The 15158-nt window shown below is 70.4% G+C and carries 12 protein-coding genes; 8 read left to right on the plus strand and 4 right to left on the minus strand.

What is annotated here, in order from left to right:
- Positions 1 to 118 precede the first annotated feature (118 nt).
- The 4 genes from MIAR_RS09705 to MIAR_RS09720 are packed head-to-tail and all read left to right on the plus strand — an operon-like array spanning position 119 to position 5350.
- Positions 119 to 2098, plus strand: a complete 1980-nt coding sequence (locus tag MIAR_RS09705) for a glycosyltransferase (protein ID WP_285634793.1) — start codon at positions 119 to 121, stop codon at positions 2096 to 2098.
- The gene (locus MIAR_RS09710) at positions 2098 to 3222 is read left to right on the plus strand and encodes a glycosyltransferase (RefSeq protein WP_285634796.1); all 1125 of its coding nucleotides are present in this window, start codon (positions 2098 to 2100) and stop codon (positions 3220 to 3222) included. The genes MIAR_RS09705 and MIAR_RS09710 overlap by 1 nt, the downstream gene beginning before the upstream one ends.
- The gene (locus MIAR_RS09715) at positions 3219 to 4256 is read left to right on the plus strand and encodes a glycosyltransferase family 4 protein (protein ID WP_285634797.1); all 1038 of its coding nucleotides are present in this window, start codon (positions 3219 to 3221) and stop codon (positions 4254 to 4256) included. Before MIAR_RS09710 ends, MIAR_RS09715 begins: the two co-directional genes overlap by 4 nt.
- Complete coding sequence (locus MIAR_RS09720) at positions 4253 to 5350, plus strand: glycosyltransferase (RefSeq protein ID WP_285634800.1); 1098 nt, start codon at positions 4253 to 4255, stop codon at positions 5348 to 5350. Before MIAR_RS09715 ends, MIAR_RS09720 begins: the two co-directional genes overlap by 4 nt.
- Before the next feature lie 124 nt (positions 5351 to 5474).
- Here MIAR_RS09720 and MIAR_RS09725 read toward each other — a convergent pair whose 3' ends face one another.
- Positions 5475 to 5990: a hypothetical protein gene (locus tag MIAR_RS09725; RefSeq protein WP_285634803.1), complete on the minus strand. Its 516-nt coding sequence runs from the start codon at positions 5988 to 5990 to the stop codon at positions 5475 to 5477.
- A gap of 218 nt (positions 5991 to 6208) precedes the next feature.
- Here MIAR_RS09725 and MIAR_RS09730 point away from each other — a divergent pair, with 218 nt between their 5' ends.
- Genes MIAR_RS09730 through MIAR_RS09740 form a run of 3 tightly spaced genes read left to right on the plus strand, consistent with a single transcriptional unit; the run spans position 6209 to position 10058 of the window.
- On the plus strand, positions 6209 to 8008 hold the full coding sequence (locus tag MIAR_RS09730) for an ABC transporter ATP-binding protein (RefSeq protein WP_285634806.1): 1800 nt from the start codon (positions 6209 to 6211) through the stop codon (positions 8006 to 8008).
- 32 nt (positions 8009 to 8040) lie between these two features.
- Positions 8041 to 9000 carry a glycosyltransferase family 2 protein gene (locus tag MIAR_RS09735; protein WP_285634809.1) on the plus strand — a complete coding sequence of 320 codons (960 nt, stop codon included), beginning with the start codon at positions 8041 to 8043 and terminating at the stop codon, positions 8998 to 9000.
- On the plus strand, positions 8997 to 10058 hold the full coding sequence (locus MIAR_RS09740) for a glycosyltransferase family 4 protein (RefSeq protein ID WP_285634812.1): 1062 nt from the start codon (positions 8997 to 8999) through the stop codon (positions 10056 to 10058). The genes MIAR_RS09735 and MIAR_RS09740 overlap by 4 nt, the downstream gene beginning before the upstream one ends.
- 21 nt (positions 10059 to 10079) lie before the next feature.
- Here MIAR_RS09740 and MIAR_RS09745 read toward each other — a convergent pair whose 3' ends face one another.
- Genes MIAR_RS09745 through MIAR_RS09755 form a run of 3 tightly spaced genes read right to left on the minus strand, consistent with a single transcriptional unit; the run spans position 10080 to position 14203 of the window.
- Entirely contained in the window at positions 10080 to 11216 is a 1137-nt protein-coding gene (locus tag MIAR_RS09745) for a glycosyltransferase family 4 protein (protein WP_285634815.1), read from the minus strand.
- Positions 11206 to 12774 (minus strand): tyrosine-protein kinase domain-containing protein, encoded by a 1569-nt coding sequence (locus MIAR_RS09750; protein WP_285634818.1) that lies wholly within the window; start codon positions 12772 to 12774, stop codon positions 11206 to 11208. The genes MIAR_RS09745 and MIAR_RS09750 overlap by 11 nt, the downstream gene beginning before the upstream one ends.
- A 25-nt stretch (positions 12775 to 12799) precedes the next feature.
- Complete coding sequence (locus MIAR_RS09755; protein WP_285634821.1) at positions 12800 to 14203, minus strand: O-antigen ligase family protein; 1404 nt, start codon at positions 14201 to 14203, stop codon at positions 12800 to 12802.
- 249 nt (positions 14204 to 14452) lie between these two features.
- On the opposite strand from MIAR_RS09755, the gene MIAR_RS09760 reads away from it, so the two are divergent.
- Entirely contained in the window at positions 14453 to 15088 is a 636-nt protein-coding gene (locus tag MIAR_RS09760; protein WP_285634823.1) for a hypothetical protein, read from the plus strand.
- Positions 15089 to 15158 lie beyond the last annotated feature (70 nt).

A 15158-nucleotide genomic window follows, 5' to 3' on the forward strand; every position in this document is an offset into this window, starting at 1 on the left:
CAGTGCGTACGCTTACCATTCCCCTTCGATCCCCAGAATCGTTCCGCCGCGGACACTCCCCAGTGCCTTATCGCGACGGATATGGTTGCTGAGGACAGCATAACCCTGGGGAGGCATTGTGCGCGTGCTGCGTATCTCGCACAGCGCCACGATCGCCGCGTGGCGCGGCCGTGAGCGCGCCCTCCGCGATGCCGGAAACGACGTCACTCTCATCACCGCCCCGCGCTGGCACGCGGGTGGCGTCTGGGTGGATCTGGATGCCCGCCCCGACGAGAACGTGCGGCCGGCGCGCACCTTCTTCGGCCGACACCCGGCACTCTTCCTCTACGCCCCCGGGCCGCTGTGGCGGGCTCTCGGCGAGCGCTGGGACGTGATCGACATCCACGAGGAGCCCTTCGCCCTGAGCACCGCTCAGGTGCTGCTGATGCGCGCGCTGCGCCGCGACCGCACGCCGGTGGTGCTGTACACCGCGCAGAACATCGACAAGCGCTACCCGGTGCCGTTCCGCTGGCTGGAGCGGTGGGCGCTGCGCACCGCGTCGGGGATCTCAGCGTGCAACAGCGAGGCCGCCCGCATCGTGGAGCGCAAGGGTTTCGCCGGGCGCGCTCGGGTGATCCCGCTGGGCGTGGACCCGGCGCCGGAGGCGGCGCCCCCGGGCGCCCCCGCCGATCACGGGACGGACGGCGGTATCACGGTGGGACTGCTCGGCAGGATCGTGCGTGAGAAGGGCCTGGAGCCCCTCGTGCGCGCGCTGCAGCTGGAACCCCGGCTGCGGCTCCGCGTCGGCGGAGAGGGCGGGGATCGCGGATTCCTGGAGACGCTCGCCCGCGAGGCCGGCGTCGATGATCGTCTCGAGATCCTCGGACCCGTCCGGCCCGACCGCGTCGGCGAGTTCCACTCCTCCCTCGACGTGCTGGCCGTGCCCTCGATCCCCACCGACAGCTGGACGGAGCAGTTCGGCCGGGTCGCCGTCGAGGCGATGGCGGCCGGTGTGCCGGTCGTCTCCAGCGACGCCGGCGCTCTGCCCGACGTCGTCGGCGGGGCGGGGATCGTCGTGCCGGCCGGGGACGCGGATGCCCTGACGGCGGCGCTCCTGGATGCCGCCGGTCCCCGGCGAGCCGAGCTGATCGCCGCCGGGCTGGTCAGGGCGCAGCAGTGCTCGTGGGAGTCCGTCGCGCGGGAGTATCAGAGCCTCTACCGCACCGTCTCGATCGCCCGGTCATCGCACGGTGACGCGACGACGGACGACGAGCGCGGGGTCGAGGTGATCGTCGTCGCCTACGGCGCCGTCGAGATGCTGCGTCGCGCGCTGGTGCCGGTCGCCGGACTTCCGGTCACCGTGATCGACAACTCGTCGCTGCCGGAGATCTCCGCGCTCTGCGAAGAACTGGGCGTCCGCTACATCGATTCCGGTGGCAACATCGGCTTCGGCGCCGCCGTCAACCGAGTGCTCGCCGACCGGCTCGTGCCCGGTGGCGACGTACTGCTGCTGAATCCGGACGCCGAGGTCTCCGCCGACGGCATCCGGCAGCTCCATGCGGCGCTCCGTGCCCGTGAGGGCGTCGCCAGCGTCGGCCCCGCACAGGTCGACCTGAGCGGGCATGCGGCCCGCACCCTCTGGCCGTTTCCGACCCCGCTCGGCAGCTGGATGCAGGCAGTCGGTCTCGGCCGCCTGATCCGCGGCCCCCGGTTCGTGATCGGCTCGGTGCTGCTGCTGCGCGCGGAGGCGCTGGACCAGGTCGGCGGCTTCGACGAGCGCTTCTTCCTCTACGCCGAGGAGACCGACTGGGCCTACCGTGCCCACCGCCTGGGCTGGCGGCATCAGGAGGTCCAGGGACTGCATGCCGTGCACGCGGCGGGCGGCACGAGCACGGACCCCCGCCGCCGCGAGGCGTACTTCCACGCCTCGCAGGAGCGGTACTTCCGCAAGCACTTCGGCGCACTCGGCTGGCAGAGCGCCCGCACGGCGGCCTTCCTCGGCGCGGCGGTACGCGCCGCGATCCTCCCCGGCGAGCGCGGGCGCGAGGCCCGTCGCCGCGCGGCCCTCTACCGTCTCGGCCCCGTGAAGATCGAGCAGCGGTTCCGGAGCGCGGACTGATGCACATCGTGCAGATCGTCCCGTCCATCGGCCCTGGCAGTGGCGTAGCAGGGGTGGCCGCTCAGCTGGAGGAGCAGTTCCTCGCTCTCGGTCACACCACCGAAGCGCTCACCGAAGACCGGCTGACGCCCCACGGCCCACCGCCGCAGTCCCGGCTCCTGCACGCAGTCTGGCGCCTGAACGCAGCGTTCGCGTTCAGCATCGTGGGCGGGCGTCGCGCCCGCCGCCTGCTGGCACAGGAACCGCACGCGGTCTCGATCTGCCACAACGGCGCGCTCGCAGGCGACGTCTACGTGAATCACGGCGTGATCGCCGAGACCATGCGCAACCGCGGTCACGGGCTGTGGCGGATGATGCGCAATCCGTTGCACCTGTTCACTCACCTGCGGGATCGACATCGCTACCACGGGCGGACGCATCGAGCGGTCGTCGCCCTGACCGAGGAAGAAGCTGCGGTGCTGCGCCGGGTGTACGGGCGGGTACGGCCGCCTGTGCACGTCATCGGACACGGCGTCGATCTGGATGCGCACCATCCGCCGACCCCCGCTGAGCGCGCCGCGGCACGGGAACGGCTGGGTCTGGATGATGAGCACCGGGTGGCCCTGTTCATCGGGCACGAGCTCGACCGCAAGGGACTCGGACTGCTGATCGACGCACTCACCGAGGCTCCGACGGTCATGCTGCTCGTGGTGGGCGGATATCGCTCCGCGGTCGACAGGATGACGGCGCGCGCGAAGCGACGAGGAGTGGCAGACCGTGTGCTGTTCGTCGGCCCGCACGTCGACCTGGCGCCATGGTTCGCCGCGGCGGACATGTTCTCTCTGCCCAGTGCTTATGAGTCGTATGGACTCGTCTTCACTGAGGCACTCGCCTCCGGTCTCCCCGTGATCGCGACCAGGGTGGGCGCCGCGGCCTCGTTGATCGTCGACGGCCGCAACGGGTATCTCGTGGCTCCTGATCCGCATCAGATCGCCGACCGCCTCGAGACGCTCGCCGCGACGCACGTCGACGAATGGCGTGACGCCTGCCGTGCGTCCGTGTCGCACCTGACGTGGCGCGCCACGGCAGAGCGGTACGTCGAACTGCTCACTGAACTGGCCCTGACCGAACGAGGACGAGCATGAGGATCGTGCACCTGGTGTGCTCGGACCGCTTCGCCGGAGTGGAGCAGTTCGTGCTGCGGCTCGCCATCGCCCAGCGGCAGGCCGGGCACGAGGTCGACGTGCTCGGCGGGTCGCCGGAGCGGATGCCCGCCCCGCTGCGTGAGTCCGGGGCGACGTGGTCGCCCGCCGTCGGCCTGTGGGACGGCGTCCGCGCCCTCCGCGCGCTGCGCCGCACGGCCGACGTCGTGAACACGCACATGACCAACGCGGATGCCGCGGGCGTGCTCGCTCTGGGCAGGCGGGGGCCCGCGCTCGTCTCGACCCGGCACTTCGCATCCCGCCGCGGCAGCGTGCTGGGAATCCCCATCGATGCTCTCGTCCGCCGCCGTGTGGATGCCGAGATCTCCATCAGCTCGGCCGTCGCTGCGGTGATCGGCGTGCCCTCCGCGGTCGTGCACTCCGGCGTGCCCTCGGCGCCGGCGGACGCGCGCGTCCCGACTGAGCGCGAACGGGTCATCCTGATGGCGCAGCGGCTGCAGCCGGAGAAGCGCACCGACACGGGCATCCGCGCCTTCGCTGCCTCCGGGCTGGCGCACGACGGCTGGCGGCTCGACATCGCCGGTGACGGCCCGCTGCGCGCCGACCTCGAGGCGCTGGTCGACGAGCTCGGCGCCTCCGACGCGGTGCGGCTACTGGGGTTCCGCGAGGATCTGCCCGCTCGCCTGGAGCGGGCAGCCCTGTTCCTCGCGCCCTGCGAGGTGGAGGGCCTGGGGCTCGCGCTCATCGAGGCGATGGCCGCTGGCGCGGCGCCGGTCGCCGCAGCCGCCGCCGGCCACCTCGACGTGCTCGAGGGGCTGGATGCGCGCAGCGGCTACCGTCCGGGGGAGGTCTCGGATGCCGCCGACGCACTGCGCACGCTCGCCGATGATCAGGAGCGACGGATGCATCTCGCAGAGCAGGCCAGGGAGCGCGCACGCACCGAGTTCTCGCTGGCACAGCAGTCGGCCCGCACCGACGACGTCTACCGGCGTGCGATCGAGAGGCGGCTGCGATGATGGACCTCGTCGTGCTGTCCCTCGAACGGTGGGATGGCGTGTGGCGCCGCAATCAGCACCTGGTGGCGGGGCTGTTGGCAGCCGACCCCGATCTCCGCGTGCTCTTCGTGGAGCCTCCGGACGACCCGATCCACGACCTGCGCCATGGGCGCCGTCCGGGCACGGGGCGCGGCCTGACACGCATTGACGACAGGCTGTGGACGCTGCGCCCTGTGAAATGGCTCCCCCGCCGCATCGATCGCGGTGCCGACGACCGGCTCGCGAGCATCGTCCGCGCGGCCGTGGAGACGCTGCGGATGCCGCATCCGGTGCTCTGGATCAACGACCCCGCCGCGGTGCAGCTCGCGCAGCGCACGGGCTGGCCGGTGCTGTACGACATGACCGACGACTGGCTCGCCGCGGAACGCCCGGAGTCGGCGCAGCGGCGCATCGCCGAGGGCGAGAACTGGCTGCTGCAGCACGCCGCCGCCGTGGTCGCGTGCTCGCCGGAGCTGATCCGCCGCAAACGCTCGCAGCGCGACGACATCGTGCTGGTGCGCAACGGCGTGGACACGGCACGCTACCTCGCCCCCGCTCCGCGCCCCGCGGATGCTCCTGAGGGGCCGTACGCGCTGTACCTCGGCACCCTGCACCGCGACCGCATAGACGTCGACCTGTGCGAGACGACCGCGACCGCGCTGCGCGGGAACGCTCATCTGGTGCTCGTCGGGCCCGAAGCCTGGTCGGCGGCCGACGGCGAGCGCGTCCGTGCCGCGGGTGCGATCGTGCTGGGCGCGCGGGACCGGGAGGCCGTGCCCGCCTACCTGCAGCACGCGGATGTCCTCGTCGTCCCGCACCTCGTGACGGCGTTCACGGAGAGCCTCGACCCGATCAAGCTGTACGAGTATCAGGCGGTCGGGCGTCCGATCGTCTCCACCCCGGTGGCGGGCTTCCGCGATGCCGATGGCGTCGTCATCGCCGAGGGCGCGGCCTTTGCGGTGACCGTCGCGTCCGGCATCCCCGCGTCGACACGCTTCCCGCACGGTGCCCGCCCGGACGCCGCCGACTGGTCGGAACGCGTGGCCGCGTTCCGTGCCGTGCTCCCCGGCCGCTGACGGCTGCCACCCCCGTCCCGACGCCGAAGGAGCCATCACCTAGACGTCGAGCCACCAGGCGGATGACTGGCATCCACGTGGTGGCTCGACGTTCGCATGGTGGCTCAGCGCCACCATGCGGGGTTCAGATGCAGGCGCAGTCCGGCGGGGTGCCCGTGATCGCGATGTCGCCCGACACGATCGGGTTGCCGTCGTGGTCGTGGTCGCTGCCGTCCGAGGCGTGACCCCACCCCGCCGCGAACGCAATCGTTCCGGTGGCGTTGGCGCTGTTCGTGGATCGCGCGAGGAAGTACCCGTTGAAAGTGGCACCCGGCGCGATCTCCCAGGGAAGCGGCGGAACCGGAGCGGCGGTCAGAGGAATGCCCGTGGTGTTCTTGGTCAGCGTGAGCGACGTGATCCACACCGTCTTGTTCGATCCGTTGTAGATCGACACAGGTACGGCGTAACCGAACTTGAATGTCGCGCAACTGCCACCGGGCGACTTGCACGCAGTGCCGACCGTGATCGTCGGCTTGGTGCCCGATGCGGCGAAGGCCGGGATCGGTGCGGCGACGGCGATCGCAGGCACAGCCCACGCCATCGCCTTCGTGACGGTGCGACGACTGACGCCGTCGCCAGCGGTCTTCGTGTTCTCGCTCATGAGAGCATTCCCCAATGCTTATCGCCCCGGCGCGACTCCCCCATAGAGCCGCTGTACCGACGGGCATTGCCGCCAATGATAGTCGAATCGCGTCAGATGTGAAAGACACCGATATTCCGATCCGTCCGCGTCCTCCGTCGGGCTCGATCCGCGGCCGCGATGCTAGATTTCTCGGGACGCCGGGAGGCGACCGGGACCGTCGAGGGGACAGTGGGCAGATGACGCGTCAGACGAGGATGTCGCGGCTGCGCCTGCTCCTGGAGGCCACCGGGGCCGCGCCCGCCCGATGGGTCGCGACCACCGTGCTGGTCTCGCTGGTGCTTGCGGGCCTCGACATGGTGGGGGTGCTGTCGATGCTCCCCCTCATGCAGCTGATCACCTCGGGAAAGACCGACGGCGCCTTCCTGACCTGGATCTCGACGACGATCGGGACCACGGATGTGAGCGTGCTGCTCCCCGTCATCGCCGGCCTGGTGCTGATCGCCTTCCTGGTCAAGAGCGTCGGCGCGCTGATGTTCCGGTGGTGGCTTCTCGGGCGCACCACGCGCGTGTCCGCGTTGGCATCGACCGCGCTGATGCGCCGCTACGTGCTCGCGCCGTACGGCTCGCACCGCAAACGGGCATCCAGCGAGATCTACCGCAACGTCAACGACGCGACCAACCAGGCTGCCAGCGTGCTGCTCGCGCAGGTGAGCCTGGCGACGGATGTCGTGACGATGGCCGCCCTGGTGCTGGTGCTCGCATGGACGTCGCCGCTGGCGATGGCGCTCGCCGCAGTCGTGTTCGGCACGATCGTCTTCGGCATTCAGCAGATCCTGCGACACAGGCAGGTCGCCCTCGGCGAGGAGCTCGCGAGCTCGTCGCTCGATGCCTGGCAGTCCTTGATGCCTGGCATCGAGGGCTTCCGCGAGACGCGTCTGACCGCGAGCTCCGAGCTGTTCGTCGGTCGTTTCCGCCAGGCCCGTCTTCGCGGTGCCCGCACGCAGCAGACCATGGGGATCCTCAGCGACATCCCCCGCTACATGCTCGAGATCGCGTTCATCGTCTCCATCGCGGGCATCGCCGCGGTGCTCAGCATGACCGGCGCCGGCAGTCAGATCCTTCCCGTGCTGGGCGTCTTCGCCGCAGCATCAGTGCGTCTGCTCCCGACCCTCACCCGCGTGACAGCGAACGTCGCGACGACGCGCAGCGGCGATGCAGGCCTCCGGATCCTCGTCGAAGCGCTGGACGAACTGGCCTCCGAGGGGCAGCACGACGATGCTCCTTCGGCCGTGACACCGCCCACGGGAGACATCGTGGTGCACGACGTCTCGTTCCGCTTCCCGGACTCGACCGAGAACGTCCTGGACCACGTGAACGTGACGGTGACGGAGAATCGCACCACCGCGTTCGTCGGAGCGAGTGGTGCGGGTAAGTCCACGCTGCTGGATCTGCTCCTGGGTCTGCTCTCCCCCACCGCGGGTGAGATCCTCTGTGGCGACCAGGTGATCGATCATGACCTGGCGGCCTGGCATGCCGGACTCGGTGTGGTGCCTCAGGATGTGTTCGTCTCCAACACCACGCTGCTCGAGAACATCGCCTTCGGTCTCACGCGGGAGTCCATAGATGTCGAGCGCGTCCGAGAGGTCGTGCGGCTCGCGCTTCTCAATGATCTGGTCGCTCAGCTCCCGGATGGACTCGACACGGTGCTCGGTGATCGCGGGACCAGGCTCTCGGGTGGCCAACGGCAGAGGGTCGGGCTCGCCCGTGCGCTCTACCGGCGCCCCAACGTCCTCGTGCTGGATGAGGCGACGTCGGCCCTCGACAACGCCACCGAGTACGAGATCGCGCAGACGCTCAGGCATCTGCAGGGCTCGATGACCATCATCATCGTGGCGCACCGACTGTCGACTGTGCGTCACGTCGACCAGCTGGTGTTCCTGCGTCACGGTGAAGTCGCTTCGGCAGGGACCTTCGACGAGGTTCGCGATCAGAATGCCGAGTTCGCCCGCCTCGTCGAGCTGGGCTCGCTGGACTGACCGCGGCGCGTGCGCCAACTAGGCTGAGCGGCATGCCCGCACCTGAACTGACCGTGTGCATCGTCACCTACGAGCGCTCGGCATTTCTGGAGCGCTGCCTCGCCTCGCTCGCCGAGCACGCCGGGGACGTGGAGGTGGTCGTGGTGGATGCTTCGCGGAGCGAGGACTCCGCCGCGGCGGAGCGAGCGTTCCCTGGCGCGCGGTACGTGCACCGCCCCGAGCTGGCCGGCTGGATGACGCGCTCCCGAAATGAGGCGCTGCTGCATGCACGGGGCGAGATCATCGCATTCCTTGATGACGATGTGGTGGTCTCGGCGGGGTGGCGGCGGGGGCTGCTCGACGCGTTCGCCTCGGATCGGCATCCGGATGCCGTCGCGGGCCGCACGCGCAACCTTCAGCCGGGCGAGGAGGCGTACGACCTTCCGATCGGGAGACTGCGCGACGACGGCACGCTCACTGCCGGGTTCGCTGCGCTCCGTGACGGCCTGGAAGACGTGGATCACGGCATCGGGGCGAACATGTCGTTCCGCCGGGAGATCCTCGCCCGCCTGGGCGGGTTCCGTGACGACTACCCGGGCACGGCCATGCGCGAGGACACCGACATGTTCCTCCGCGTGAAGCGCATCGGCGGGCGGACCGTGTTCGCCCCCGACGCCTCGGTGGACCACCTCCCAGCCCCGCATGTGAAGGGACGCCGCTTCGACACCCGCTACAAGCTGTACGGTCGTCGCAATCACATGGTGATGCTCGCGAGGTATGCCGGCCGTCGTTCGACCATGCTGCGCCGCTGGGTCGCGAGTGATCTGCGGGCGATCGAAAGGGCCGGCGGCGCGGTCCGGCGGATGCAGCGGTTCGGCGTCTCCGTGCTGGGGCTCACCTGGGGCGCGATCGCGACTCTGCGCCAGGCGACGGCGGCGCCGTTGCCGCCCGAGAGACGGGATGCCGCAGCGGAGCGCATCCGCGCGGCGCTGACGGCGAAGGAGCGCCGGTGACCGGCCCCCGGCTGTCGATCGCCACGATCGCCACCGACGCGCCGATGGGCGCGCAGGCGTACGAGAGGCAGATCGTCACCCGCGCGGGAGACGCGCTGGAAGCGGTCGACGAGGAGACCTGGCGCACCCGCAGGCTGGTCGTCCGCTCGTTGCGCTCCACTCTGCCGGGATCGCGGCGGCTGCCGATGCGGTTTCTCGCCCGGGCATCCGCGGCGGTTCGCCGTGAAGCCGGACGGATCCTGTTCGCCGGCGACACGGTCTCTCACCGGATGGGATTGGAACTGCCGCCTGCGCCGCACGGCGATGTGGTGACGCTGCACGATGTGGTCGCCTGGCGCTTCCCCGATGAGTCCTCGCCCGTGGGCGCGGCCATCGATGAACTCCGTCGTGCGGATGCCGTCATCTGCGTCTCCGAGTTCAGCGCCCGCGAGGCGGTCGATCTCCTGGGCATCCCGCAGCCGCACGTCGTGCACAACGGAGTCGACGACCGCTACTTCGACGCGACGCCCCTCGACCATGCCGCGCTGGGTCGGCTCGGATTGCGGTCGCCGTTCGTCCTGCACGCGGGTGGTGCGGCAGCGCGCAAGAACCTGGAGGGGCTCGCGTCGGCGTGGCCACTCGTCCGTGCGGAGCGGCCCGAGCTGACGCTCGCACTCGCGGGCCCGGAGCATCCACGCCGCACCGCGCTGTTCGAGGGGATGCCGGGAGTGCTCCTCCTGGGCCGGCTGCCAGATGCGGTCATGCCGGGTCTGGTCGCGGCGGCGGACGCCGTGGTGGTTCCGTCCCTGTACGAGGGCTTCGGGCTGCCGGTCCTGGAGGCGATGGCGGCAGGGGCGCCGGCCGTCGTGGCGAACACGAGCAGCCTTCCCGAGGTGGCGGCGGGGCATGGATTCCTGGTCGAACCGGACGCCGCGGCCCTCGCTGCGGGGATGATCGAGGCGACCTCCGACGATCCGGCCCTTCCCGCTCTGCTGCGCGACGCACGCGCGCATGCGGCGCGCTTCACCTGGGAGCGCAGCGCCCGCGAGCACGCGCGTGTCTGGGCCTCCCTTCGCTGACGCCCCGGTGGAAGGGAGCGGTCAGCGCACGATGGCCCGAAGCACCATGTCGTAGAGCAGCGCCACGCGCGGCCAGCTGAACGCCTTCACCCGGTCCAGGCCCGCCTCAGCGAGTCTGTCGCGCAGCGGGGGATCCGACAGCATCCGCCGCAGGGCGTCCGTCAGCGCCGCGGTGTCCTCCGGATCGACCAGCAGCCCGTCCTCCCCGTCCCTGATGAACTCGGCCGCTCCCCCGCGGCTGGTCATCACCAGGGGCGCGCCGCCGCGCCAGGCCTCGAGCGCGACGATTCCGAACGACTCCGAACGGCTGGGGACGACCACGGCCGTCGCCGCCGCGATCCGCTCCGCCACCCCCGCCGCGTCGCGCTCGCCCAGCAGGCGCACGCGATCATCCAGGCCGAGCGCACTGATCTGCTGCTGCAGCGCATCGCGCTCCGGCCCGTCGCCGACGATCTCCAGCCGGCCCTGCTCCAGCGCGGCGAACGCGTCGATGAGCAGGTCGAAGCCCTTCATCCGCCCGAGCCGCCCGACCGCGACGAGCAGATCCTGCTCGCGCGCGGGCGCGTCGAACGACGGCATCCGGCCCACGCCGTTGGGGATGATCGTGCCCTCACCGGCGCCGAAGCGTGCGGTGAGGTCCTCGAGCACGTAACGGCTGGGGGCGGCGTGGGCGGACGAGGCGGCCAGTGCCGCGCGTAGCGAGTCCCGCAGCAGCCGTGATCGTGCGAACGCGCCGTTGTCGTCGCCCAGCGTCTCGCCGTGCGAGACCACCATCAGGGGGATGCCGGTGGCACGGTGCAGTCGCAGCGCGTACACGCCGTTGGGACCGAAGCACTGCACGACAAGCGCATCGGGGCGGAACTCCCGTGCGGCCGTGCGCCACTGGCGCCAGGCCGCGGGAGCCACAAGCGCGTAACGGAGCAGAGCCGCTGCGGTCCGCGCGGGCAGCGGTGTGGGCAGGTAGCGCACCGGAGGTGTCTGGAGAGCGGATGCGGCCGGGCGCCGCCCCCGGTCGACGGACCAGACCTCGACCTCGTGCCCCTGCGATCGCAGTGCGCGCGAGACCTGCGCCACGTGCTCCTCGACGCCGCCGACGTGCGGGGCGTACGACGAGGCGATCAGTGCGATGCGCAGTCGCCGGTGGCCGTCAGCGGCCACTGTCGTCAGCCGGCGTCCTGCCGAACAGCTCGGTCATGACGTCCTCGTCCGTGCTCTTCCGGACGCCACGACGGCGACCCGGTTCGGGCGCGGTCGCGATGTCGGCGGATGCCGCAGGAGTCGCGGCCGGCGTGTTCTCGCCACGCGAGGCGGCAGCATCCGAGCTCCGCGGCTGCTTGGCGTCGTAGGCGTAGGCGCCGTAGGCTCCGGCGTTGGGCACGGCCACGCGGTTCAGCACGACGCCGAGCACGTGGCCGTGGATCTTCTCCAGCACGGCGACCGCGTCGTCGACGGTGTCGTAGCTGGTGTGCCCCGCGGACACGACGATGAGGGCGCCGTCTGCGGCCCGCGTGAGCACGGCGCCGTCGGTGACGGCGAGCAGCGGAGGCGCGTCGATGATCACGATCGCATGCTTCGCCAGGTCCGCCAGCAGCTTGTGCATCCGCTCCGACCCCGCCAGCTCGCTGGGGTTCGGCGGGAGGGTTCCGGCCGGCAGCACGAGCAGGTTCGGCACGCCCCGCACGCGGCGCAGGGCATCCGTGATCTCCAGCCGCCCGGCGAGCACGTCGGTGAGGCCCACCGAGCCGTCGACTCCGGTGCTCTCCGCCACGGTGGGACGACGCAGGTCGCCGTCCACGAGGATCACGTGGGCGCCGTTGGCCGCCAGCGTGCCGGCGAGGTTTGCCGCGACGGTCGACTTGCCCTCACCCGGCAGCGCGCTGGTGACGACGATGCGGCGCGGAGGGTTGTCGACGTTCATGAACTGAAGGTTGGTGCGCAGCATCCGCAGCGACTCGCGTACGGCGAAGTCCGCACGCTGCGCTTTGGCGTCCTCGGCGACGTCGCCAGGCCGGTACAGACGGTGTCCGTCGGCGAGAGAGCCGACGTCGGGCAGGGTGCCGGCGACGGGGATGTGCAGTCGCTGCTCCACGTCGGCCGCGGTGCGCAGCCGGCGATCGGCCATCGCGCGCACCAGCGCGAAGGCGACGCCGCCGCCCAGGCCCAGCACGATGCCGACGATCATGGCGAGCCTGGTGTCGGGGAAGACGGGAGAGGACGGCAGGGATGCCGATTCGCCGAGCTTGATGGTCAGCTCAGCGCTCTCGGGGTTGCCGTCGCCCTCGACGCGATCGATCTCCGCGGCGAGCGCAGTGACCCACGCCGACGCGATGTCGCGGGCGGCCTCCGGCGTCGCCGCGCGCGCGGAGATCTTGAGGATCGCCGTGCCCTGCGGATTCTCCACGGTGATCAGTTGGGCCAGCGCCTCGGGCGACAGCTTCGAGCCGATCTCCTCGCCGGCGCGCTCGGCCACGGAGCGCCAGGTGGCCATGTCGAGGTACGTCGGCACCTTCGCCTTGGCGAGCCCGTCGACCTGACCGGGAGAGAACGTGGAGGTGTCGAACTTGGTGCCCGCGGTGATGTACCCGCTGGCATCAGCCTGGTAGACCGGGCTCTGCAGCTTGGCCCAGCCGAAGCCCACCCCCGCGCCGACCGCGATCATCAGCAGTATCGCCAGCCAGTAGCGGCGGAACGCGTTGCCGTAGTCGCGAAGCCTCATCCCCGCACCCCTCTGTCTCGCTCGATCATATGTGCTGGGCCCTTCGTACGCCCGATCTGACCAGCACCCGCTCGGGCAGGTCGAGATCGCGGTCTCGTCGGCTCTTCTTCTCCCGTATCTCCCAGAACGGCTGGGTGGGGTCGTGCTCGTGGGCGAGGGCCTGCGCGCCCAGGCAGATGCCCGCGACGAAGAACGGGACCGACACCTGCGCGGCGACCCAGAAGAGGTCGAACTGCGCCTGCGCGATGCGCGCGAAGACGAGGCCGAAGGCCAGCATCCCGAACCTCGGCGCCACACGCCACAGCGCGATCAGCATCACCGCCCACATCGCGATGAAACCGATCAGGCCGACGATCCCTGTCGAGGCGAGCACCTCGACCTCGGCCTGCGGGGGCTGGAAGTTCGCCCCCGGCTGCACGTACCAGTACCGCAGCCCGTGTCCGAAGACGGGCGAGTGCTTCCAGAACGCGTATACCTCGCGCAGCCAGTCGACCCGCTGGTAGAAGGAGTTGAACCGGTTCTGCGAGTCGATCTGTTCGAACACGCTCTGCACGACCAGGAAGATGCCGGGGACGGCGAGCACGATGATGAGCACGATGTGCTTCGCGGCGCCTCGTCGCAACGTGTGCACGAGCAGCGCGAGAGCCAGTCCGATACCGGCCTGCCTGGACTGCGTCAGCAGCAGAGCGAGCAGGAAGACGACGAACGCTCCGCGGGCCCAACGGCGGTCGATGCGGGCCCAGTCGGGGTTCACGTAGGCGATGAAGGCGGCGAAGCCGAGCATGCCGCCGGCGAAGTTCTTGTGCATCGGCCACGGCCAGATGGGGTAGACGGCGCCGAACTCCCCGTGCAGGGCGTGTCCGATCGCGGTACCGAAGGTGCCCGCCGCGATCACACCGGTCGCGCCCAGGATGAGGATGAAAGCCAGGCGCGCGCGGCCGGCCCGACCGATCACCCATCCCACGATCAGCGCGCCCGAGACCAGCAGCCAGGCGTGCACCCACTCGACGGTGTTCTGCACATAGGGGTTGACGATCACCGTGAGCAGGGAGGCGAATTGGTAGCCGAGGTTCGCCCAGAGCATCACGCGCATCGGCGGGCTGTAGGTGTGCTTTCCGAGCAGCACGGCGGCGCCGAGAGCCGCGGCGAGCGCCGCGTCGGAGACGGTGAGGTCCGCGCCGCCAAGTCCGAGGCGCTCGGTGACGAGCAGTGCGGGCGTCGCCATCAGGGCGATGGCGAGGGGCTCGGATGCCGTGAGCACGACGCCCACCGTGAGCGCGGCGACGACGGATGCTGCGACAGCGCCGTTCGGGATACCGCGGTCGAGCAGCAGGTAGACGGCGAACACGACTCCGAGCGCGAAAAGGCACCAGCGCCAGGCATCCGCCCAGAACTCACCCAACCGCGACCTCACGGTCCCCGTCCCCATCAGGCAAGTATCCCCCACCTTGCGGTTCGGGTGTCCGAGCCTCTCGAAGCGCCTCGGCGATCGTTTTCCGTCGCTCTTCGATCAGTCAGCGACACGGCCAGGTTCACTATGCGACATCTCCGCCATTGTCAGAACTGTCATCTGGCATCGGCCGCTCCCCCGAGTGGCACGGCGAGTTGACATCTCGCCGCTCCCCCGGGCGGCACTGCTCTTCTTCACAGCGCCTTGCGTACGAATTCCAGGAGAAACATGACCATCGAAAACACCAACGTCTCGCGTCGTACCCTCGTCAAGGGTGCCGCCTGGTCGCTTCCCGTCGTCGCCGTCGCCGCCGCCACCCCGCTGGCTGCTGCTTCGACCGCGAACGCTTCGCTCGCGTGGACCGACAGCAGCACGTCGCTTCTCGCACTTCGCGTTCTCGACAGCGCGAGCGTCATCACCGCCACGGCACTGGTCACGGTCCCCACTCAGTACACGATCACGAACGGCGCGGGCGCGATCACCGACAACGCCACGGTCACGATCACGGTCAACCGTCCGGCGGGCATCAACCTCACGCTGGGTTCGGCTCGCGGTTTCGGCGTCTACTCGGTGGACGGCATCGCAACTGCGCCGGGCGAGCGCACTGCCACCTACAACACTCTCCCTGTTGTCGGGAACGTTGGCTTCCCGCTGACCACCTGGACGGGCACTCGTCCCGTGAGCATCGCCAGCAACGGCGCTCTGGCGGTGCCGGTGGAGTTCGGCCTCGCCGGAACGAACACCGGCGTCAGCGTCAGCGCGCTCGCCACCTTCCCGGTGAACCTGTCCGTCAAGTTCTCTGACGGCTCGACTTACACCGCGGACTCGACGATCTCGGTTCCGGTCGGGGCCGGCATCCTCTAACCCGTCTCACCGTCGGAAGGCGCGTCCCGTTCCGGGGCGCGCCTTTCGCTTTCCCACGCGACAACGCCGG

It is taken from the genome of Microbacterium arabinogalactanolyticum, assembly GCF_030268005.1.
Taxonomy (GTDB): Bacteria; Actinomycetota; Actinomycetes; order Actinomycetales; family Microbacteriaceae; genus Microbacterium; species Microbacterium arabinogalactanolyticum.

Bases quoted from the DNA above. Each gene is read 5' to 3' on its own strand.
- MIAR_RS09715 (WP_285634797.1), top strand. From the start codon at position 3,219: ATGAGGATCGTGCACCTGGTGTGCTCGGACCGCTTCGCCGGAGTGGAG.
- MIAR_RS09710 (WP_285634796.1), top strand. From the start codon at position 2,098: ATGCACATCGTGCAGATCGTCCCGTCCATCGGCCCTGGCAGTGGCGTA.
- MIAR_RS09720 (WP_285634800.1), top strand. From the start codon at position 4,253: ATGATGGACCTCGTCGTGCTGTCCCTCGAACGGTGGGATGGCGTGTGG.
- MIAR_RS09730 (WP_285634806.1), top strand. From the start codon at position 6,209: ATGACGCGTCAGACGAGGATGTCGCGGCTGCGCCTGCTCCTGGAGGCC.
- MIAR_RS09725 (WP_285634803.1), bottom strand. From the start codon at position 5,990: ATGAGCGAGAACACGAAGACCGCTGGCGACGGCGTCAGTCGTCGCACC.
- MIAR_RS09755 (WP_285634821.1), bottom strand. From the start codon at position 14,203: ATGGGGACGGGGACCGTGAGGTCGCGGTTGGGTGAGTTCTGGGCGGAT.
- MIAR_RS09735 (WP_285634809.1), top strand. From the start codon at position 8,041: ATGCCCGCACCTGAACTGACCGTGTGCATCGTCACCTACGAGCGCTCG.
- MIAR_RS09750 (WP_285634818.1), bottom strand. From the start codon at position 12,774: ATGAGGCTTCGCGACTACGGCAACGCGTTCCGCCGCTACTGGCTGGCG.
- MIAR_RS09760 (WP_285634823.1), top strand. From the start codon at position 14,453: ATGACCATCGAAAACACCAACGTCTCGCGTCGTACCCTCGTCAAGGGT.